The following is a 20,247-nucleotide window of genomic DNA, read 5'->3' as shown; positions in this document are numbered from 1 at the left end:
CGGGGTTACGTCGGGTCGAGGTCGTGGCCGCGCAGCCACGGCAGCGGGTCGACGGCCGAGCCGTTGGGCCGTACCTCGAAGTGCAGGTGCGGCCCGGTGGAGTTGCCGGAGTTGCCGGAGTAGGCGATGACGTCCCCGGCCTTGACCGACCCGGACCGGATCTTGGTGCTGCTCAGGTGGCAGTACCAGGTCTCGGTGCCGTCGGGCGCCGTCACTATGGCCATGTTTCCGTAGGCCACGTTGTACTGCGTGCGGACGGTGCCGTCGGTGGCGGCCATGACGGGCGTGCCGTAGCTGACGGGGAAGTCGATGCCGGTGTGCACCGACATCCAGTTCACGCCCGCCTGCCCGAAGTAGGCGCTCAGCCCGTGCTGGGTGACGGGCAGGACGAACTTGGGCCGCTCGGCTTCCTTGCGCGCCGCCTCCTCCGCCTTGCGCTTGCGCTCTTCGTCCTGGCGGGCCTTGAGGTCGATGCGCTCCTGGGTGCGGCTGGCGCGGGTGGCGAAGTCGTCGGCGCCCCGGCTGAGCCCGGCGAGCTGGGTGTCCAGCTGGCTGTTGGCCGCCGAGAGCTTGACGGCCGTGTCGGGCGCGGCGGCTGCCGTGGTGTGCGGGGTGTCCTTCTGGCCGCCGGTGCCCACGGACGCGGCGGCGATACCGGCGACGCCCATCACGGCGACCGAGGGGATGGCGACGGTGAGCAGCGCCTTGCGGCGCGGGCGGTAACCGGTGCGGGCGGGCGCGCTCTTGCGACGGCTGCCGTGCCCGGCGGATCCGTGGTGGGCGGCGGGCTCTTCGCGGCCGGGGGAGCCGGAAGAACCGGGGGATTCAGCCTCCGGCATCTCGGGCACCGACATCATCTGGGTCTCGGCGTCGGCCACGGACGAACGCGGACCCGGAACGGCCGCGGAGAAGTCGACCATCACGGTGGGGGTGCGCTGGGCCTCGGCCTGCGGCTGCTGCTGCGGTTCCGCGGCGAACGCGGAGGCGTCCCAGGTCTGCGTCTGCTGGTTGTTGAAGTCGAACTGGCCGGAGGAGTCCCAGCCCGGGTACTGGACGGAGGTGTCCCACTGGCCCGAGTGGCCCGTGTCGTACGAGCCCGCCGTGGCCGCGCCCCAGGCCTCGCCCTGGGTGTGCCCCCAGCCGGAGGTGCCCCACTGGCCGGAATGCGGGTCGGCGCCGTATTGCTCGGTGCTGTATTGACCCGTGCCGTGTTGGCCCGTGTCGTATTGACCGGTGTCGTGGGCACCGATCCCATAGGTGCTGAAATCCCACGTTTGCGTATGGCCGGTGACGCCACCCCATTGGCCGGTGGTGTCCCCCTGCCAAACTCCGCTGGGGTGGTTGCCCCAGTCCGAGGTGGTCTGGGCGCCGGAAGCGTCGAATGCGGTGAAGGTGGCGGAAGTGTCCCAGCCGGAGCCATAGCCATGGCCGTAGCCGTCGCGCCCGGTCGTATGGGTCTGCGGGAAGCCCTGCTGCTCATACGACGGGTAGTGCCCATAAGCGGCATCGGCAGCGGGAACGGCGGCCGGGCCTGGACCCGCCGGCTGGTGACGGTCGTTCACCACCACGTCCATTTCACCTTGGGAGCAGGAGAATTAGCGGCGACTGTACCCGGCGGTATGCGGAACGACAATCTTCGTCACGTTTCACTGGGCCAAGCGCCGGGCATTTAGCCGCCTTTTGGTGGACTGAACCATCGTGGGTCGACTTGACGTTCGATATACGTTCGACTTGAAATCGGTCAGGCGACCGATGCCGCCCCCGGAGCGCCGGCCTCCGGCACCCGTGCGGTCAGGGCCTGCCGGATGCCCGCCGCCACCGCCCCGTGCACGGGCAGGGCGAGGTGGCCCACCCCGCTGACCCGCACGCTGCGCGCCACCAGGTCCGGGTGGTCGATCCGGGCCGTCTCCACGGGGCTCATCAGCAGATCCAGCTCGCTCCAGAAGCTGATGAAGTGCGTCGCGCAATCGGGGGCCGGTTCGGCCAGCTCCGCGATGACGTCGGAATCGGGGTGCATCTGCCGGGCCAGCGGATGCACGGTGGCCAGCACGGCGGTGAGGGTGCCGCCGTGCGGGGTGCCGAGGGTGACCAGGGTGCGCACGCGCGCATCGCCGCCCATGCGCTGGATGTAATAGCGCGCGACCAGCCCGCCCAGGCTGTGCCCGACCACATCCACCTGGGGCTGCCCCGTGCGCTCGCAGACCTCTTCCACATGCCGGCCGAGCGCGGCCGCCGCGATGCGGACGTCGCGGGTCAGCAGGGGGTAGTTGAGGCAGACCACCTGCCGCCAGCCGTTGCGCCGCAGCGACCGGCGCAGCAGGAAGAAGACCGAGCGGTTGTCGATGAAGCCGTGCAGGAGCAGGACGGGCGGCGGCCCGGCGGGGACGGGCACGGCCTCCGCCGCGGGCAGGGGCGGCGCCTGGCGCTCCCGGGCCAGGCCGGCGGGGTAGAGGAGCACGTGCGTGGCGAGGATCGCCAACTCCAGGACCGTGGCCCGCACGAGGGCGGCCGACGGGCGCACAAGCGAACAAGGGCGCAGGAGTTTACCGAGACAGGGCAGTGCCCCCATGGCCGACCGACCTCCCGAACGGCACCCGGAAGGCAGCTGCTCCCCCGTGTGCCCATGCGGGCAGCTGTGCGGTGCCTGGCGCACCGCTGCGGCTCCCCTTCACGGCCGCCCCGTGGCCCGAGAGACGGGGATACGGGAGCGGTGCGTAGCGAACGTGGTGTCCCACGTGTGATTTCCCCCTCGCTCTCCACCGCGAAACGGCCGGTTGCGGGATGCTGGAGATAACGTTCGTTCACTTTCCCGGCCCTGTGGGCCCGCGTACATGGAGGCAGTGATGGGAGTGACCGGTCCGATCCGCGTGGTGGTGGCCAAGCCGGGGCTCGACGGCCACGACCGCGGTGCCAAGGTCATCGCGCGGGCGCTGCGCGACGCCGGTATGGAGGTCATCTACACGGGCCTGCACCAGACGCCCGAGCAGATCGTGGACACCGCCATCCAGGAGGACGCCGACGCGATCGGGCTGTCCATCCTCTCCGGCGCGCACAACACGCTCTTCGCCAAGGTGATCGAGCTGCTGCAGGAGCGGGATGCGGCGGACATCAAGGTCTTCGGCGGCGGGATCATCCCGGAGGCGGACATCCCTCCGCTCAAGGAGCTCGGGGTCGCCGAGATCTTCACGCCGGGCGCGACGACGACGTCGATCGTGGAGTGGGTGAACGCGAACGTCCGCGAGGCGGCGGAAGCGTAGGGCAACGCTCCCGGTGAGCCGGGCGGATGCCCGCCCGGCTCACCCGGCCAGCTCCGCATGCATCGTGGCGCGCAGCCGCAGCGTGCCGACGAGGCGCTCGAAGGCCTCCGCCCAGTAGCCGGACGCATCCTCCGGCACTGCCAGCCGGTCCGCCTCGGACGGGTCGAGGCAGCGCTCCGCCAGGCCCATCACGCCGCTGAAGCTCCACGGATACCCGCCCGCGTCCCGCGCGGTGTCGAGCGCGTCGACCACGGCCCTGCCCAGTGGCTCCGCCCACGGCACCGCACACGTGCCCAGCAGCCGGAACGCCTCCGGCAGCCCGTGCACGGCGATGAACTCGGCTACCCACCCGGCCCGTTCGCCCGGCGGCAGGGCGGACAGCAGCTTCGCGGGGTCCTTCCAGGAGGCCACGTCCGGGGCGGGCGGCGAGGCCGCGGGGCCGAGCAGGGCCCGTGCCCACTCGGCGTCCCCCTGGCGGACGGCGGCCCGGCACCACGCGGCGTGCAGATCCGGCTGCCAGCCGTCGGCGACCGGCAGGGCCACCACCTCGGCCGCGCCCGCCACCCCGAACCGCGCCGGCCACCCGGCCAGCGGTGCCGCCTCGACGAGCTGGCCCAGCCACCACGAACGCTCGCCGCGCCCGGACGGCGGCTTGGCCACGATGCCGTCACGCTGCATGCCGCTGTCGCACTCGTGCGGCGCCTCGACGGTGATCCGCGGTCCGTCGCCGCTGGTGCGGTCGGGGGCCACACAGGCCCGGGCCCGCGCGGTCATCCTGGACGCCAGCGCGGAACCGGGCAGGCCCGTCAGCAGCCCGGCCGCGGCGGCCCGCACATTGCGGCTGCGGTCGGACAGCACCTGCTCCAGGAACGGCTCGTCGGAGAGCGAGAGCCGCTCGCCCAGCACGTCGAGGAACATCAGTCTGTCCTCCGCGCGCTCCTTCGCCCAGGTGCCGGCGAGCAGCTCCCGGGCCGCGTCCGGATCTCGCTGCCGCAGCGACACCAGCAACGCCGAGCGTTCGGCCAACAGCCCCTCCTGCCACACCCGGTCGTCTGCCCCGGGCTCGCCGCCGCTCGCGGACGGGGACGCGCGCAGCGCGTACTTCCACTGGGGGTTGAGCCGGGCCAGCCACAGCGCGCGGGGCCCCGCCAGGGCGAGGGCCGCGGGCCGTACGTCGCTGCGGGCCCGGGCCGCCTCCAGGAGCTCGGGCAGCAGCGCCGCCGGGGCGCGGTAGCCGCGGGCATTGGCGGCGGCCAGCCACTGGGGCAGCAGCTCGGTGAGATCGGGGGCGGAGCCGCGCCGCCCGCCGCCGGGCGCGGCCCGGTCCGCGAGCAGCAGTGCCAGCCGCCGCCTGGCCGCCTCGGGCAGGGCCGGCCGCCCGTCCTCGGGCGCGGCCGCGGGCCGGGCCCGCGCGGCCACCGGCAGCAGGGCCGCCCGCCGCTGCACGGTGTGCACCGCGGCCGCGTCCAGCAGCGCCCCCGCCGCATCCTGCCCCTCCCGCGGCCGGGTGGGCGGCGTGCGGCGCTCGGTGCCGAGCAGGGCGGCCCCGACGAGATCGTCCCAGGTGGTGGTCATGCTCTGCCCCTTCGTCGAGTGGTGCCCGGCCGTGCCGGGCGGGCGGGTGCGGCTCACAGCGCCACCGGCTGCGGACCCCAGGCCGTCAGTGGCGTGAACCCCCGGTGGCCGCACTCGCCGAAGACCGGCACCGGGCGGCCCCCGGACACCGCGGCGAGCCGCCACAGCCCCGCTCCGTCACCGCACCGCGGGTCGACTGCCAGCGCCGACTCGCCCTCCGCGTCGGCGACTTGCCACCCGGCACCGCCGCCCTCCTCGCCCGGCACCGGCACCGCGGCCGACAGCACCACCGGCCAGGCCTCCAGCCAGGGATCGTCGCGCAGTGCCTCGCCATAGGTGCGCAGGGCGGCTTCCGCCCCGCCGCCCGGCGGGGGAGCGGGGCTCGGCACCGGAGCCGCGTGCCGGGCGCCCAGCGCCGCCCGGAGCGGCCGCGCGGACGGGTGGAAGACCAGGTCGGCGTCTATCGACAGGCCTACTGGCAGCGAGAGTTCGGGTGCCCGGCCGACCGCGCCGTAAGAGAGGAGCAGGGCCATCCGGCCCGTCTCCCGGCCGTGGAGCCAGATGCGGCGGGTGACGAGCCGCCCGTCGTCCCCGTCGCGCTGGGCCAGGATCAGCCAGTGATCGCGCACCGGCGGGACGGAGGCGACGAGCGCCGCCGTGTCCGTTGTGACACCGACGCGGGCCCGCACCGTCGCCGCCAGCGGCTCGGGCAGCCGGTCGACGCGCAGGCAACCCTGGTTGAGGGTGTGCAGCAAGGCGCACTCCTCCAGCATCCGCGAGGCCCAGCCCGCCCCCGCGCCGGCCGTGGCCGCCAGCTCCCTGACCCGCGAGGCCAGCCCCGGAGCCTGGGCGTCGACCATGCGGGCCGCCGTCTCCTCCCACTGCCCGTACCCCGCACCCTCGGCGGAGGCGAGGCCGCCCCGCAGCAGGTCGGCGAGGCGCTGCTCCAACTCCGTGGCACCGGAGGCGATCCGCTGCGCCCGGCGCTCCGCCCGGCGGCGCGCCGCCTCCGCATCCCCGGCCGCGGCACCGGCCTCGCGGGCGGCGGGGCGCTCCTCGCGCTGCCGCCGCCGCTCCAGCCACTGCCCCGCCCACTCCGGCGGCGGCTCCTGCGAGCCGGGCACCGCCTCCTCGCCCTCGGTCCACAACAGCAGCAGCCCCAGCGCGTGTTTGCACGGGAATTTGCGGCTCGGGCACGAGCAGTGGAAGCCCGGCCCGCCCTGGCCGCCCAGGTCCACGACCGTCCGGTACGGCTTGCTGCCGCTGCCCTTGCACTCCCCCCAGACCGCGCCCGCGCCCCCGTCCGCACACGCCCCCGCGCCCGACCACGGGCCCGGCCCCGCGAGCTTGGCCCCCGCCTTGCGTGATGCGGCGTCAGGCGCCAGTGCCAGCACCTGTTCGGCCGTCCAGCGTTCCCCCTGGCAATTCATGTCCCCGACGGTAGGGCCGGCCACTGACAATCGCCCTGACCAGTGACTTTGTCCGTGCCGAGGTCGATTGTCAGTGGGGTGGTGCAGGGTTTTTCCCGTACCCGGAACCGCACGACGAGGGGGACTTGTGACCGTGCCCGGAATCTCTGCCGATGCCCTGCGACCGCATGCGGAGGACGCCTTCGCCGACGAGCTCAAAGCGCTCGCGGCGGCCGACGACCGCCCAAGGCCCGAGCGTTGGCGGCTCTCGCCGTGGGCCGTCGCCACCTACCTGCTCGGCGGCACACTGCCCGACGGCACGGTGATCACGCCCAAGTACGTCGGCCCGCGCCGGGTCGTCGAGGTCGCCGTCACCACGCTCGCCACCGACCGGGCCCTGCTCCTGCTCGGCGTGCCCGGCACCGCCAAGACCTGGGTGTCCGAGCACCTGGCCGCCGCCGTCAGCGGCGACTCCACCCTGCTCGTGCAGGGCACCGCGGGCACCGCCGAGGAGGCCATCCGCTACGGCTGGGACTACGCCCGGCTCCTCGCCCACGGCCCGAGCCGTGAAGCGCTCGTGCCCAGCCCCGTCATGCGGGCCATGGCCCAGGGCATGACGGCCCGCGTCGAGGAGCTCACCCGCATCCCTGCCGACGTCCAGGACACCCTGATCACCGTCCTGTCCGAGAAGACCCTGCCCATCCCCGAGCTGGGGGAGGAGGTCCAGGCCGTCCGCGGATTCAACCTGATCGCCACCGCCAACGACCGGGACCGCGGCGTCAACGAACTCTCCAGCGCCCTGCGCCGCCGCTTCAACACCGTCGTCCTGCCGCTGCCCGCAACGCCCGAGGACGAGGTGGACATCGTCGCCCGCCGCGTCGACCAGCTCGGCCGCTCCCTGGACCTGCCGGGCGTGCCCGACGGCACCGACGAGATCCGGCGCGTGGTCACCGTCTTCCGCGAGCTGCGCGACGGCGTCACCGCCGACGGCCGCACCAAGCTCAAGTCCCCCTCGGGGACGCTCTCGACGGCCGAGGCCATCTCCGTCGTCACCGGCGGCCTGGCGCTCGCCGCCCACTTCGGCGACGGCGTGCTGCGCGCGGGCGACGTGGCCGCCGGGATCCTCGGTGCGGTCGTCCGCGACCCGGTGGCCGACCGGCTCGTCTGGCAGGAGTACCTGGAGACGGTCGTCCGCGAGCGCGACGGCTGGAAGGACTTCTACCGCGCCTGCCGTGAGGTGTCCGTATGAGCAGGCCGGCCCTGCTGGGCGTGCGCCACCACGGGCCGGGCTCGGCACGGGCCGTGGTGTCCGCCCTCGGGCAGTGCGCCCCGAGCGCGGTCCTCATCGAGGGGCCGCCCGAGGCGGACGCGATCGTGCACCTCGCGGCCGACGAGGGCATGCGCCCGCCCGTCGCCCTCCTCGCCCATGCCGCCGACGACCCGGGCCGCGCCGCGTTCTGGCCCCTCGCCGCCTTCTCGCCGGAATGGGCCGCCATCCGCTGGGCCCTGGCGCACGACGTTCCGGTGCGCTTCATCGACCTGCCCGCGGCGCACTCGCTCGCCGCCGCCGGCGGACCGGGCGCGGAGACCGATGCGCCGGGGGGCGGCGCCTCGCACCCCGCCCCCCGGCTCGACCCGCTGGCCGCGCTCGCCGCGGCCGCCGGATACGACGACCCCGAGCGCTGGTGGGAGGACGCCGTCGAACACCGCCGCGGCGGCCCGGCCGACGGGGACGCGCTCGCGCCGTTCGCGGCCGTCGCCGACGCCATGGGCGAACTGCGCACCGGCTTCGCGGAGGTCGGCACCGACGGCCCGCTCGCCGACCGCGACGGAATCCGCGAAGCGTACATGCGGCTCAAACTCCGCGAGGCGCAGAAGGAGTTCGGCGATGCGGTCGCCGTCGTCTGCGGGGCCTGGCACGTGCCGGCCCTCGCCGCCAAGCGGACCGTCGCCGCCGACCGTCAGGTGCTCAAGGGCCTGCCCAAGGTCAAGGCCGAGATCAGCTGGGTGCCCTGGACCCACCGCAGGCTCTCCCGGCACAGCGGTTACGGCGCCGGGATCACCTCGCCCGGCTGGTACGGGCATCTCTTCCACGCCCCCGACCGGCCCGTCGAGCGCTGGCTGACCGACGTCGCCCGCCTGCTGCGCGAGGAGGACTTCCCCGTCTCCTCCGCCCACGTCATCGAGGCCGTCCGCCTCGCCGAGACCCTGGCCGCCATGCGCGGCCGCCCGCTGGCCGGGCTCGCCGAGACCGTCGACGCCGTCCGCGCCGTGATGTGCGACGGCTCCGACGTGCCGCTCGCCCTCGTACGGGACCGGCTCGTCGTCGGCGATGTCCTCGGCGAGGTCCCCGCATCCGCCCCGGCCACGCCGCTGCAGCGCGACCTCGCCCGGCTTCAGCGCACCCTGCGCCTCAAGCCCGAAGCCGCCTTCCGTGACTGCGAGTTCGACCTGCGCAAGGACACCGACGCCGCCCGCAGCAGGCTGCTGCACCGGCTGCGGCTGCTCGGCGTCGACTGGGGCGAGCCGATGCGCTCGCGCGGGGGGCTCGGCACCTTCCGGGAGAGCTGGCGGCTGTGCTGGGAGCCCGAGCTGGCGGTGCGGATCGCCGAAGCGGGTGCGTGGGGCACCACCGTGGAGGGCGCCGCCACCGCCAGGGCCGAGGCGCTGGCCCGCGAAGCCGATGCGCTCGCCGACATCACCGCCCTGGCCGAGCGCTGCCTGCTCGCCGGGCTCGACGGCGCCCTGCCCGCCGTCATGCGCGCCCTCGCCGACCGCGCCGCCCTGGACACCGATGTCGGCCACCTGGCCCGGGCCCTGCCCGCCCTGGTGCGCTCCGTGCGCTACGGCGACGTCCGCCGCACCGGCACCACTGCCCTCGCCGAGGTGGCGGCGGGCATCGCCGAGCGCATCTTCGTCGGCCTCCCGGCCGCCTGCGCGGGCCTCGACACCGACGCCGCCGCGGAGATGCGCGGCCACACGGACGCCGTGCATCAGGCCGTCAGCCTCCTGGCCGAAACCGAAACCGGCGACAGAGCCGGCGATGAAGCCGAAGCCAACACCACCCCCGGCATCCGGCAGCGCTGGTCCGCCGTCCTCCGCATCCTCGCCGGGCGGGACGGCCTCCCCGGTGGCATCCGTGGGCGCGCCGCACGGCTCCTGCTCGACGACGGGCGGCTGACCGACGACCGCGCCGCCCGGCTCATGGGCCTCGCCCTCTCGGCCGGCACTGCACCGGCCGATGCGGCCGCCTGGATCGAGGGGTTCGTCGGCAGCGGCGGCTCCGGCGGCATGCTGCTCGTCCACGACGAACGCCTGCTCACCCTCGTCGACACCTGGCTCACCGGCGTCCCGCCCGACGCCTTCACGGACGTACTGCCCCTGCTGCGCCGCACCTTCTCGGCCTTCGAGCCCGGCGTCCGCCGCACGCTGGGCGAGCTGGTCCGCCGCGGCGGGGCGAGCGCCACCGGCGCCGCGGCCCCGGGCGAGGCGCCCCTCGACGAGGAGCGCGCGGCGGCGGTGCTCCCGACGATGCGCCTGCTGCTGGGCATGGCGGAGACGGCGGAGACACACGGACACGCACAGGGGGCAGCATGACCACCTCGAACACCACCGCACCGACCACCCACGCCGAACCCGCCGCGGAGCGGTTGCGGCGCTGGCGGCTCGTCCTCGGCGGCGGGTCCGACGGCGGCGACGGCACCGGCTGTGCGCTCGGCGGCACCGACGCCGCCATGGACCGCACCCTGGAAGCGCTCTACGGCTCCGCGGCCGCCCACGGCGAGGCCCGCCCCCGCGGGGCCGGGCTCGGCGGGTCCGCGCCGCGGGTCGCCCGCTGGCTGGGCGACATCCGCACGTACTTCCCGGCATCCGTCGTTCAGGTGATGCAGCGCGACGCCATCGACCGGCTCGGCCTGGCCGCCATGCTCCTGGAGCCGGAGATGCTCGAAGCCGTCGAGGCCGACGTCCACCTCGTGGGCACCCTGATCTCCCTCAACCGGACGATGCCCGAGGCGTCCAAGGAGGCCGCCCGCACGGTCGTCCGCAAGGTCGTCCGGGACCTGGAGAAGCGCCTGACGAGCCGCACCCGCGCCACCCTCTCCGGCGCCCTCGACCGCTCCGCCCGCACCAGCCGCCCCCGCCACCACGACATCGACTGGAACCGCACCATTCGGGCCAACCTCAAGAACTACCTGCCCGAATACCGCACTGTCGTGCCCGAGCGGCTCGTCGGCTACGGGCGCGCCGCCCAGTCCGTGAAGAAGGAGGTCGTCCTCTGCATCGACCAGTCCGGCTCCATGGCCGCCTCCGTCGTCTACGCCTCCGTCTTCGGCGCCGTGCTCGCCTCGATGCGCGCCCTGGACACCCGCCTCGTGGTCTTCGACACCTCCGTCGTCGACCTCACCGACCAGCTGTCCGACCCCGTCGACGTGCTCTTCGGCACCCAGCTCGGCGGCGGCACGGACATCAACCGCGCCCTGGCCTACTGCCAGTCCCGCATCACCCGCCCGGCCGAGACCGTTGTGGTCCTCATCAGTGATCTCTACGAGGGCGGGATACGCAACGAGATGCTCAAGCGGGTCGCCGCCATGAAGGCCTCCGGCGTGCAGTTCGTCACGCTCCTGGCCTTGTCCGACGAGGGCGCCCCCGCCTACGACCGCGACCACGCGGCGGCCCTGGCCGCCCTGGGCGCGCCCGCCTTCGCCTGCACCCCCGACCTCTTCCCGGAGGTGATGGCCGCGGCGCTGGAGAAGTGCCCGCTGCCGATACCCGGGGCAACGGCCTGACCTGACGGACGAGGAAGCGCTGTGCTGCGCCCGCGGCCGGGCCCCTGTATACCCGTATGCGTACGGGCGCCGTAGCGATCTGTGAGGGTTATCACGGCCAGAGTGTGACCTGTGATTTAGGGAGCTCCGTCCCTCGGGGATAACCTGCGGGACGGACATGCCGCGTCAACGGTGAACGTGTGCCGCCCTCGTAAAAGATCGCGTCGTCACGCTGGCCTGCGGCACGCCCGCGCAGACACTGAACCGCGATATCCATGGAAAAGGGACGGACGCGCGTGGACCTGTTCGAGTACCAGGCGAGGGACCTCTTCGCCAAGCACGGTGTACCGGTGCTGGCCGGTGAAGTCATCGACACGCCTGAGGCGGCGCGCGAGGCCACTGAGCGGCTGGGCGGCAAGTCGGTCGTCAAGGCTCAGGTGAAGGTCGGCGGCCGCGGCAAGGCCGGCGGCGTGAAGCTGGCCGCCACCCCGGACGAGGCCGTCGCTCGCGCGACGGACATCCTCGGCATGGACATCAAGGGCCACACGGTCCACAAGGTCATGATCGCCGAGACCGCTCCGGAGATCGCCGAGGAGTACTACGTCTCGTACCTCCTCGACCGCACCAACCGCACCTTCCTTGCCATGGCGTCTGTCGCCGGCGGCATGGACATCGAGGAGGTCGCGGCCACGACCCCCGAGAAGCTCGCGAAGGTTCCGGTCGACGCCAACGACGGCGTCAGCATCGAGAAGGCCCGCGAGATCGTCGCCCAGGCGAAGTTCCCGGCCGAGGTCGCCGAGCAGGTCGCCGAGGTCATGGTGACCCTGTGGAAGACCTTCATCGCCGAGGACGCGCTCCTCGTCGAGGTCAACCCGCTCGCGAAGGTCGCCGACGGCCGCGTCATCGCGCTCGACGGCAAGGTCTCGCTCGACGCGAACGCCGACTTCCGCCAGCCGGAGCACGAGGCGCTCGAGGACAAGGACTCGGCCAACCCGCTCGAGGCGGCGGCCAAGGCCAAGGGCCTCAACTACGTCAAGCTCGACGGCCAGGTCGGCATCATCGGCAACGGCGCGGGTCTCGTCATGAGCACCCTGGACGTCGTCGCGTACGCCGGTGAGAAGCACGACGGCGTCAAGCCCGCCAACTTCCTCGACATCGGTGGCGGCGCCTCCGCCGAGGTGATGGCGGACGGCCTCGAGATCATCCTCGGCGACCCGGACGTCAAGTCCGTCTTCGTCAACGTCTTCGGCGGCATCACCGCGTGCGACGAGGTCGCCAAGGGCATCGTCCAGGCCCTGGAGCTGCTGAAGTCCAAGGGTGAGGACGTCAACAAGCCGCTGGTCGTGCGCCTCGACGGCAACAACGCGGAGCTGGGTCGCAAGATCCTTTCCGACGCCAACCACCCGCTCGTGCAGCGCGTGGACACCATGGACGGCGCGGCCGACAAGGCCGCCGAGCTGGCTGCGGCTAAGTAAGGGACGAGGACTCCACAACCATGGCTATCTTCCTCACCAAGGACAGCAAGGTCATCGTCCAGGGGATGACCGGCGCCACGGGCATGAAGCACACCAAGCTCATGCTGGCCGACGGCACCAACATCGTCGGCGGCGTGAACCCGCGCAAGGCCGGCACGAGCGTCGACTTCGACGGCACCGAGGTGCCCGTCTTCGGCTCCGTCGCCGAGGCGATGGAGAAGACCGGTGCCGACGTCACCGTCGTCTTCGTGCCGCCGGCCTTCGCCAAGGCCGCCGTCGTCGAGGCGATCGACGCCGAGATCGGCCTGGCTGTCGTGATCACCGAGGGTATCGCCGTCCACGACTCCGCCGCCTTCTGGGCGTACGCGGGCTCGAAGGGCAACAAGACCCGGATCATCGGCCCGAACTGCCCCGGTCTCATCACCCCGGGCCAGTCCAACGCCGGCATCATCCCGGGCGACATCACCAAGCCCGGCCGCATCGGTCTGGTGTCCAAGTCGGGCACGCTGACCTACCAGATGATGTACGAGCTCCGTGACATCGGCTTCTCCTCGGCCGTCGGCATCGGTGGCGACCCGGTCATCGGCACCACCCACATCGACGCGCTCGCCGCGTTCGAGGCCGACCCCGAGACCGACCTGATCGTCATGATCGGCGAGATCGGCGGCGACGCCGAGGAGCGGGCCGCGGACTTCATCAAGGCCAACGTCACCAAGCCGGTCGTCGGCTACGTGGCCGGTTTCACCGCGCCCGAGGGCAAGACGATGGGCCACGCCGGTGCGATCGTGTCCGGTTCGTCCGGCACCGCGCAGGCGAAGAAGGAGGCCCTGGAGGCCGCGGGCGTGAAGGTCGGCAAGACCCCGTCCGAGACCGCCCGCCTGGCGCGCGCCGCGCTGGCCGGCTGACGCCTTCCGCGCTGACGGGCGTGGGCCCGCACCCCTGCACGGGGTGCGGGCCCACGCCCATTTCCTGGCACATACGACACGACCGGCACATGCGACACGACGGGCATATGCCTGCTACCCGCCCTAAAGGCGTGTTATTGGCAGCATGGCCCCGTGACCCACTACGCCGACCACGGCTCGGTGTCGCCCTCGTCGTCGCCACTGCCGTCGCCCTCGCCCCAGCCGCCACTGTCGCCCCACCCGCCGTTCGACGATGCCGGGGGCCCGTCCGCCGCGGGCGCGGTCTTCGTCGGCGGGGTGGCGGCCGCGGGCGTGGGGCTCGGCGCGTTCGCACTGGGCGCGCTGGCGCTGTGGATCACCTCGCCCTACCCCGACAACGGCCCCGGCGGCGCACTGCGCATCGCCGCCGACATGTGGCTGCTGGCGCACGGCGTGCACCTGGTGCGCACCGAGACGCTGACCGGCACGTCCGCGCCCGTCGGCCTGACGCCGCTGCTCTTCGCCGTCGTCCCCTGCACGCTGCTCTACCGTGCCGCCCGGCACGCCCTGGAGCCGCCGGAGGGTGAGCCTCCGGACGCGCCCGGCCTGCCGCCGCTCAGGGCGTTCGCCACCATGGTGGGCGGCTATCTGTTCGTCGCCGTCGCTGCCGTGCTCTACGCCCTCGCGGGCCCGCTGCAGGCCTCGCCCCTGAGCGCCCTGCTGCATCTGCCGCTGGCCGCGGGGGCGCTCGTCGCGGCCGGGATGTGGACCGCCGCGGGCTGTCCCGGCTGGACGGCGGCGCCACCGGGCGTGCGCAGGGTGCTGTCCGTGGTGCCCAGGGGCGTACGGGCCTGGTTCACGCGCCGTCGCATGGTGGCGGCCGTCCGCACCGCAGCCTCCGGCATCGCCGTGCTGCTCGGCGGCGGGATGCTGCTGGTGGCCGTCTCGCTGGGGATGCACGCGGGGGCCGCGCAGGAGGCGTTCACGCAGCTCGCATCCGGCTGGTCGGGGCGGGTGGCGGTGGCCGTGCTGAGTGCGGCGCTGCTGCCCAACGCGGTGATCTGGGCCGCTTCCTACGGGCTGGGTGCTGGCTTCACGGTCGGCGCGGGGAGCGTGGCCGCGCCGGTCGCAGTGGCCGCTGCGGGCGGGTATCCGCTGCTGCCGCGCTTCCCGCTGCTCGCGGCGCTGCCCGCGCCGGGGGAGGCGGGGCCGCTCGCACTGGCCGGGGCGGCGGCGGTGTCGGTCGCGGCCGGAGTGGCGGTGGCCCGGGCCGCGGTGCCGCGGGACGCTGCCAGGGCGGGGCGGCGCGAGGTTGCCGCGACGGCGGCGCTTGCCGCGGTGCTGTGCGCGGTGGTGACGACGGTGCTCGCCTACGCGGCGTCCGGCCCGCTCGGCGACGGTGCCCTCGCCGACTTCGGCCCGCGCTGCCTGCGGGCGGGCGAGGCGGCCGGTGCGTGGACATTCGCCCTCGGGGTGCCGGGGGCGCTGCTGCTGCGGTGGCGGCGGATCGTGGTGGCGCGGCGGGTCGGCGTAGAGGAAGAGGGGGCCGCTGCGGCGGTCGAGCCGCGGGGTGCGTGGACCCGGTTGGGGACGGCGCTGGGGCTGCGGGTGGGGGAGGAGGTGCCGGATGCGGATGCGGATGCGGCGGTGGCCGCGGCTGTGGAGTTCGTCCCGGTCCCCGCTCCGGCCGCGGAGCCCGATGTGCCGCTGCCTCCCGCGCGGTTCGCGCCCTTCCGCGGGCTGGCCGTGTGGCTCGGCTTCGTCGCCCCCGTGGAGTGGGCGGTAGAGGAGCCGCCGGTGTGGCCGGTGCCGGAGTCCCTGCCGGTGCTGCCGGTGCCGAACTGGCACGACGCCGACGCGCGGCGGGTGCGGTGGGCCGCGCTCAAGGACGCTGGCGGAGGCCTGATGACGGACTTCGAGCCCCGGGACCTGCCGGTGCCGGCCGAGGACGGCTAGGGCGTGTCCGGTGGGTCGGTGCGGGTCCCGCGGCGTCTGGTGCTGGGGGCACCTCCCAGCGGTAGCTGGGGGAGCATCGCGAGGCGGAGCATGGCCCGAGTACTGGGCGTACTCGGGTTATGCGACAACGCAGCGAGGTGCCGTGCTGGGGGCACCTCCCAGCGGTAGCTGGGGGAGTCGCGGGGCCTGTGCCGACCCATCGGACACGCCCTAGGGTGCGCCCGGGTCCCGCCCGCACCGCTCATAGGGCCCAGCCCTCAGTCCTGCACCCCCAGCAGCGGCCGCAGCTGCTTCGGGAGGTGTTGCTCGCACGCCTGCTGCGACGTCTGCGTCAGCGCGTCGTCGACGCACGTGTAGTAGTCGCGGTAGACCACGTGGAACGAGAACGTCGCCGCCACGATCGCCAGCGCCAGACCGCCCGTCACCAAACCGCTGACCGCTGCCGTCGTCTGCGGGCGGAAGCCGCCGGGCGGCGGGGTGGGGGCGGGGGTGTCCACGTCCCGCGGCCGGGGCTTGGCGCGCAGGGAGCTTCCGCCCCAGTAGAGGGAGAGCGCGCCGAGCAGCAGTGCGATCTGCCAGATGCTGAAGAGGGCGAAGAAGAAGCCCCACATGCCCGCCAGCAGCGCGTAACGGGCGCGCCGCTGCGCCGGGTCGGTCGGGTCCCAGCGCAGGCCCCCGGGGCCGCCGCCCTGCCCGCCGTCCGACGGCTGCTTCGGGCCGCCGCCGAAGCCGCCGCCCTGTCGTCCCGGCTGCCGGCTGCTCCACTGGCTGCCCCATGCCGGAGGCTGTTCGCCCTGGTCCGCGCCGTCCTCGCCGCCGTCCCGGGGCGTCGGCCACCGCGGCTGCCAGGGCCGGTCGGGCTGCCCCTCGGGCGGCGCCGCGAAGGGGTTGTCCTGCGCCTCCTCCGGGGAGGCGGGCTGCGGGAGGCGGTGAGCCGCGTCGTGGCGTCGGTCCGGCATGTGGAGTGTGTCTTCCCCTTGTGTCGTCGTTGCCCTTCGAGCCTACGGTGACGCGCGTGTTTTCCGCGGCCGGTCGCCCGTGCCCGTCCCGACGCTACCCTCCGCGCCCGCCCCCGTCCCGTGGGGGCCGTTCGGTGTGCCGGTATCGTTGCTGGCGGTCGGCGGCTTCGTAGAGTCCCCCGTATTCGGCGACCCCTCCGTCTCGTACGACCATACAAACCGCACCATCCGCGAGAAAGGGCCACCGCTGTGGCTGCCTCTGCTGCACGCCCTGCCCGCATCGTCGTGCTCGTCTCCGGTTCCGGTACGAACCTGCAGGCCCTGCTGGACGCCATCGCCGCGGACCCGGAGGGCTACGGCGCCGCGATCGTGGCCGTCGGCGCCGACCGCGAGGGCATCGCCGGCCTCGAGCGCGCCGAGCGCGCCGGTCTGCCCACGTTCGTCTGCCGGGTGAAGGACCACCCCACGCGGGACGCCTGGGACGAGGCGCTGACCGAGGCGACGGCCGCGTACGAGCCGGACCTGGTGGTCTCCGCGGGCTTTATGAAGATCGTGGGGAAGGGATTCCTCGCCCGCTTCGGCGGCCGCATCGTCAACACCCACCCCGCCCTGCTGCCCAGCTTCCCCGGCGCCCACGGCGTCCGCGACGCGCTCGCGTACGGCGCCAAGGTGACCGGCTGCACCGTCCACTTCGTCGACGAGGGCGTCGACACCGGCCCGGTCATCGCCCAGGGCGTGGTCGAGATCCGGGACGAGGACGACGAATCCGCGCTGCACGAGCGGATCAAGGAAGTCGAGCGCACGCTGCTCGTCGATGTCGTGGGGCGCCTGGCCCGCAACGGCTACCGCATAGAGGGACGAAAGGTAAGGATCCTGTGACCGCCGAAGGTATGAAGCGGCCCATCCGCCGCGCGCTGGTCAGCGTCTACGACAAGACCGGGCTGGAAGAGCTGGCGCGCGGTCTGCACACGGCGGGGGTCGAGCTCGTCTCGACCGGCTCGACGGCCGCGAAGATCGCTGCCGCCGGGGTGCCCGTCACCAAGGTCGAGGAGCTCACCGGCTTCCCCGAGTGCCTGGACGGCCGGGTCAAGACCCTGCACCCGCGCGTCCACGCGGGGATCCTCGCCGACCAGCGCCTCGACTCCCACCGCAAGCAGCTCGACGAGCTGGGCGTCCGCCCCTTCGAGCTGGTGATCGTCAACCTCTACCCGTTCCGCGAGACCGTCGCCTCCGGCGCCTCGCCCGACGAGTGCGTCGAGCAGATCGACATCGGCGGCCCCTCGATGGTCCGCGCGGCCGCCAAGAACCACCCCTCGGTCGCCGTGGTCGTCAACCCCGAGCGCTACGACGAGCTGCTGGCGGCCGTCGAGGACGGCGGCTTCGACCTCGCCGCCCGCAAGCGGCTGGCCGCCGAGGCGTTCCAGCACACGGCCGCCTACGACATGGCCGTGGCGAACTGGTTCGCGGAGGGCTACGGCGCGGACGAGGGCCCGTGGCCCGACTTCATCGGGATCTCCTACGCCCGCAAGCAGGTGCTGCGCTACGGCGAGAACCCGCACCAGCCCGCCGCGCTCTACCTCGACCCCACCGGCACGGGGCTCGCGAACGCGGAGCAGCTGCACGGCAAGGAGATGTCGTACAACAACTTCGTCGACACCGACGCCGCGCGCCGCGCCGCCTACGACCACGCCGACCCCTGCGTCGCGATCATCAAGCACGCCAACCCGTGCGGCATCGCCGTCGGCGCCGACGTGGCCGAGGCGCACCGCAAGGCCCACGCCTGCGACCCGCTGTCCGCCTTCGGCGGCGTGATCGCCGTCAACCAGCCGGTGTCGGTGGCCATGGCCGAGCAGGTCGCGGAGATCTTCACCGAGGTCATCGTCGCGCCGGACTACGAGGACGGCGCCGTCGAGGTGCTGGCCCGCAAGAAGAACATCCGGGTGCTGCGCTGCGCCGACGCGCCCGCGGCGCACGGCGAGTCCCGGCCCATCGAGGGCGGTCTGCTGGTCCAGGCCAAGGACCGGCTCCAAGCCGAGGGCGACGACCCGGCGAACTGGACGCTCGCCACGGGCGAGGCGCTCTCCGCCGACGAGCTGGCCGAGCTGGCCTTCGCGTGGAAGGCCTGCCGCGCGGTGAAGTCCAACGCCATCCTGCTGGCCAAGGACGGCGCGACCGTCGGCGTCGGCATGGGCCAGGTCAACCGCGTGGACTCCGCCAAGCTGGCCGTCCAGCGGGCGGGCGAGGAGCGGACGCGCGGTTCGTACGCCGCGTCAGACGCGTTCTTCCCCTTCCCGGACGGGCTGGAGGTGCTGACCTCGGCCGGCATCAAGGCCGTGGCCCAGCCGGGCGGTTCGGTCCGCGACGAGCAGGTCGTGGAGGCCGCCGAGGCGGCGGGCGTGACCATGTACTTCACCGGTACGCGCCACTTCTTCCACTGAGGCGGCCCGGGCGGTACGACACGGGCGGGGGCCGTGCGGCGGCCCCCGCCGCTCGGCCGTCCGGCCCCCGACCCCATGACCACCGCGCGGCGTCGCAGGCGGCGGGGCGCGGCCCCGCCCGGACCTGAGTGGAACCGACGCCGCCAGATCCGCGAGGATGTGCACATGACCGCCCAGATTCTCGATGGCAAGGCCACCGCCGCCGCCATCAAGTCCGAACTCACCAGCCGCGTGGAGGCGCTGAAGGCCAAGGGCGTCGTGCCGGGCCTCGGCACCCTCCTGGTCGGCGAAGACCCCGGCAGCAAGTGGTACGTGGCCGGAAAGCACCGCGACTGCGCGCAGGTCGGCATCGGCTCGATCCAGCGCGAGCTGCCCGACACCGCCACGCAGGAGGAGATCGAGGCGGTCGTCCGCGAGCTCAACGAGAACCCCGAGTGCACGGGCTACATCGTCCAACTCCCGCTGCCCAAGGGCATCGACACCAACCGGGTCCTGGAGCTCATCGACCCGGCCAAGGACGCCGACGGCCTGCACCCGACCAACCTGGGCCGCCTCGTGCTCAACGAGTCGGCACCGCTGCCCTGCACCCCCAACGGCATCGTCCAGTTGCTGCGCCGGCACGGCGTGGAGATCAACGGCGCGCACGTCGTGGTCGTCGGCCGCGGCGTCACCGTGGGCCGGTCGATCGGGCTGCTGCTCACCCGCAAGTCCGAGAACGCCACCGTCACCCTCTGCCACACCGGCACCCGTGACCTCTCCGCGCAGCTGCGCCAGGCCGACATCATCGTGGCGGCGGCGGGCGTGCCGCACCTGATCAAGCCGGAGGACGTCAAGCCGGGCGCCGCCGTGCTGGACGTCGGCGTCAGCCGGGACTCCGAGGGCAAGATCGTCGGCGATGTGCACCCGGGCGTCGCCGAGGTCGCCGACTGGATCGCCCCGAACCCCGGCGGTGTGGGCCCCATGACGCGGGCGCTGCTGCTGGTGAACGTTGTAGAGGCAGCCGAGCGTGCGGCGGAGCGTGCAGCCGGAGTCGCGGATGCAGGCTGAGCCCGGCGGGTCCGAACCGGACCGCGACGGCAAGGCCCGCCCCGGCCCGGACGCCGGCTCCGGGCCGGAGGGCGAGCCCGGGCGGGGCGCGTCCTCGCGCCGCCCGCCGCGGGTCACGCGGGACACCGCGCGGCCCGAGGGCGGCGGGCGCGCCGCGCCCGGACGCGCTCCGGCGCCCGCCCGGCAGTGGCCGCTGCTGGCGGTGCTGGGGATGACGGGCCTGGGGCTGCTGGTCGTCGCGTTCGACGCGTTCCGGATCGGGACGATCATCATCGGGCTGGCGATGATCGGGGGCGCCGTGCTGCGCTGGTCGCTGCCCTCCGTGGGCATGCTGGCCGTGCGCTCGCGCTTCACCGACATCTTCACGTACGGCGGGCTGGGGCTGGCGATCTTGCTGCTCGCCCTGATGGCCCAACCGCACCCCTGGTTGAAGATCCCCTTCCTGGACGACGTGCTGCACTTCACCGTGCAGTAGCGCAAG

The 20,247-nt window shown here is 73.8% G+C and carries 16 protein-coding genes; 11 read left to right on the top strand and 5 right to left on the bottom strand.

Annotated elements, in window-relative coordinates; translation table 11 throughout:
* Positions 1-5 precede the first annotated feature (5 nt).
* Positions 6-1,574 carry a M23 family metallopeptidase gene (locus tag FHS39_RS03945; RefSeq protein ID WP_184346306.1) on the bottom strand — a complete coding sequence of 523 codons (1,569 nt, stop codon included), beginning with the start codon at positions 1,572-1,574 and terminating at the stop codon, positions 6-8.
* A 167-nt stretch (positions 1,575-1,741) separates the two neighbouring features.
* Complete coding sequence (locus tag FHS39_RS03940) at positions 1,742-2,569, bottom strand: esterase/lipase family protein (protein ID WP_184346305.1); 828 nt, start codon at positions 2,567-2,569, stop codon at positions 1,742-1,744.
* A 274-nt stretch (positions 2,570-2,843) separates the two neighbouring features.
* Between FHS39_RS03940 and icmB the strand changes: the two genes are divergently transcribed.
* Complete coding sequence (gene icmB / locus FHS39_RS03935) at positions 2,844-3,257, top strand: coenzyme B12-dependent isobutyryl CoA mutase small subunit (protein WP_045933491.1); 414 nt, start codon at positions 2,844-2,846, stop codon at positions 3,255-3,257.
* 39 nt (positions 3,258-3,296) lie between these two features.
* Here icmB and FHS39_RS03930 read toward each other — a convergent pair whose 3' ends face one another.
* Positions 3,297-4,832: a DUF5691 domain-containing protein gene (locus FHS39_RS03930; protein ID WP_184346304.1), complete on the bottom strand. Its 1,536-nt coding sequence runs from the start codon at positions 4,830-4,832 to the stop codon at positions 3,297-3,299.
* Positions 4,833-4,885: 53 nt separating this feature from the next.
* Entirely contained in the window at positions 4,886-6,262 is a 1,377-nt protein-coding gene (locus FHS39_RS03925) for an SWIM zinc finger family protein (RefSeq protein WP_184346303.1), read from the bottom strand.
* A gap of 133 nt (positions 6,263-6,395) precedes the next feature.
* On the opposite strand from FHS39_RS03925, the gene FHS39_RS03920 reads away from it, so the two are divergent.
* The 6 genes from FHS39_RS03920 to FHS39_RS03895 all read left to right on the top strand — a co-directional run bounded on the left by FHS39_RS03920 (position 6,396) and on the right by FHS39_RS03895 (position 15,322).
* A complete protein-coding gene (locus FHS39_RS03920) occupies positions 6,396-7,490 on the top strand; it encodes an ATP-binding protein (protein WP_425507729.1) in 1,095 nt (364 codons plus the stop codon).
* Positions 7,487-9,838, top strand: coding sequence for a DUF5682 family protein (locus FHS39_RS03915; RefSeq protein WP_184346301.1), 2,352 nt, complete (start codon positions 7,487-7,489; stop codon positions 9,836-9,838). The genes FHS39_RS03920 and FHS39_RS03915 overlap by 4 nt, the downstream gene beginning before the upstream one ends.
* Positions 9,835-11,028 carry a VWA domain-containing protein gene (locus tag FHS39_RS03910; protein ID WP_184346300.1) on the top strand — a complete coding sequence of 398 codons (1,194 nt, stop codon included), beginning with the start codon at positions 9,835-9,837 and terminating at the stop codon, positions 11,026-11,028. Before FHS39_RS03915 ends, FHS39_RS03910 begins: the two co-directional genes overlap by 4 nt.
* 275 nt (positions 11,029-11,303) lie before the next feature.
* Positions 11,304-12,482: an ADP-forming succinate--CoA ligase subunit beta gene (gene sucC / locus FHS39_RS03905; RefSeq protein ID WP_184346299.1), complete on the top strand. Its 1,179-nt coding sequence runs from the start codon at positions 11,304-11,306 to the stop codon at positions 12,480-12,482.
* Between the two features lie 20 nt (positions 12,483-12,502).
* A complete protein-coding gene (sucD, locus tag FHS39_RS03900) occupies positions 12,503-13,387 on the top strand; it encodes a succinate--CoA ligase subunit alpha (RefSeq protein ID WP_184346298.1) in 885 nt (294 codons plus the stop codon).
* Positions 13,388-13,540: 153 nt separating this feature from the next.
* A complete protein-coding gene (locus FHS39_RS03895) occupies positions 13,541-15,322 on the top strand; it encodes a cell division protein PerM (protein WP_184346297.1) in 1,782 nt (593 codons plus the stop codon).
* 257 nt (positions 15,323-15,579) lie between these two features.
* Here FHS39_RS03895 and FHS39_RS03890 read toward each other — a convergent pair whose 3' ends face one another.
* On the bottom strand, positions 15,580-16,281 hold the full coding sequence (locus FHS39_RS03890) for a hypothetical protein (protein ID WP_184346296.1): 702 nt from the start codon (positions 16,279-16,281) through the stop codon (positions 15,580-15,582).
* A gap of 249 nt (positions 16,282-16,530) precedes the next feature.
* On the opposite strand from FHS39_RS03890, the gene purN reads away from it, so the two are divergent.
* The 4 genes from purN (at position 16,531) to FHS39_RS03870 (ending at position 20,241) form a co-directional block, all read left to right on the top strand.
* Positions 16,531-17,160, top strand: a complete 630-nt coding sequence (gene purN, locus FHS39_RS03885) for a phosphoribosylglycinamide formyltransferase (protein WP_184346295.1) — start codon at positions 16,531-16,533, stop codon at positions 17,158-17,160.
* A gap of 11 nt (positions 17,161-17,171) precedes the next feature.
* Positions 17,172-18,719 carry a bifunctional phosphoribosylaminoimidazolecarboxamide formyltransferase/IMP cyclohydrolase gene (gene purH, locus FHS39_RS03880; RefSeq protein WP_184346747.1) on the top strand — a complete coding sequence of 516 codons (1,548 nt, stop codon included), beginning with the start codon at positions 17,172-17,174 and terminating at the stop codon, positions 18,717-18,719.
* 165 nt (positions 18,720-18,884) lie between these two features.
* Positions 18,885-19,766, top strand: coding sequence for a bifunctional methylenetetrahydrofolate dehydrogenase/methenyltetrahydrofolate cyclohydrolase (locus FHS39_RS03875; RefSeq protein WP_184346294.1), 882 nt, complete (start codon positions 18,885-18,887; stop codon positions 19,764-19,766).
* Positions 19,756-20,241 (top strand): DUF3017 domain-containing protein, encoded by a 486-nt coding sequence (locus FHS39_RS03870; protein ID WP_184346293.1) that lies wholly within the window; start codon positions 19,756-19,758, stop codon positions 20,239-20,241. The genes FHS39_RS03875 and FHS39_RS03870 overlap by 11 nt, the downstream gene beginning before the upstream one ends.
* Positions 20,242-20,247: the final 6 nt, after the last annotated feature.

Source organism: Streptomyces olivoverticillatus, from assembly GCF_014203555.1.
Classification (GTDB): domain Bacteria; phylum Actinomycetota; class Actinomycetes; order Streptomycetales; family Streptomycetaceae; genus Streptomyces; species Streptomyces olivoverticillatus.
This window is presented reverse-complemented; position numbering and strand designations above follow the sequence as displayed.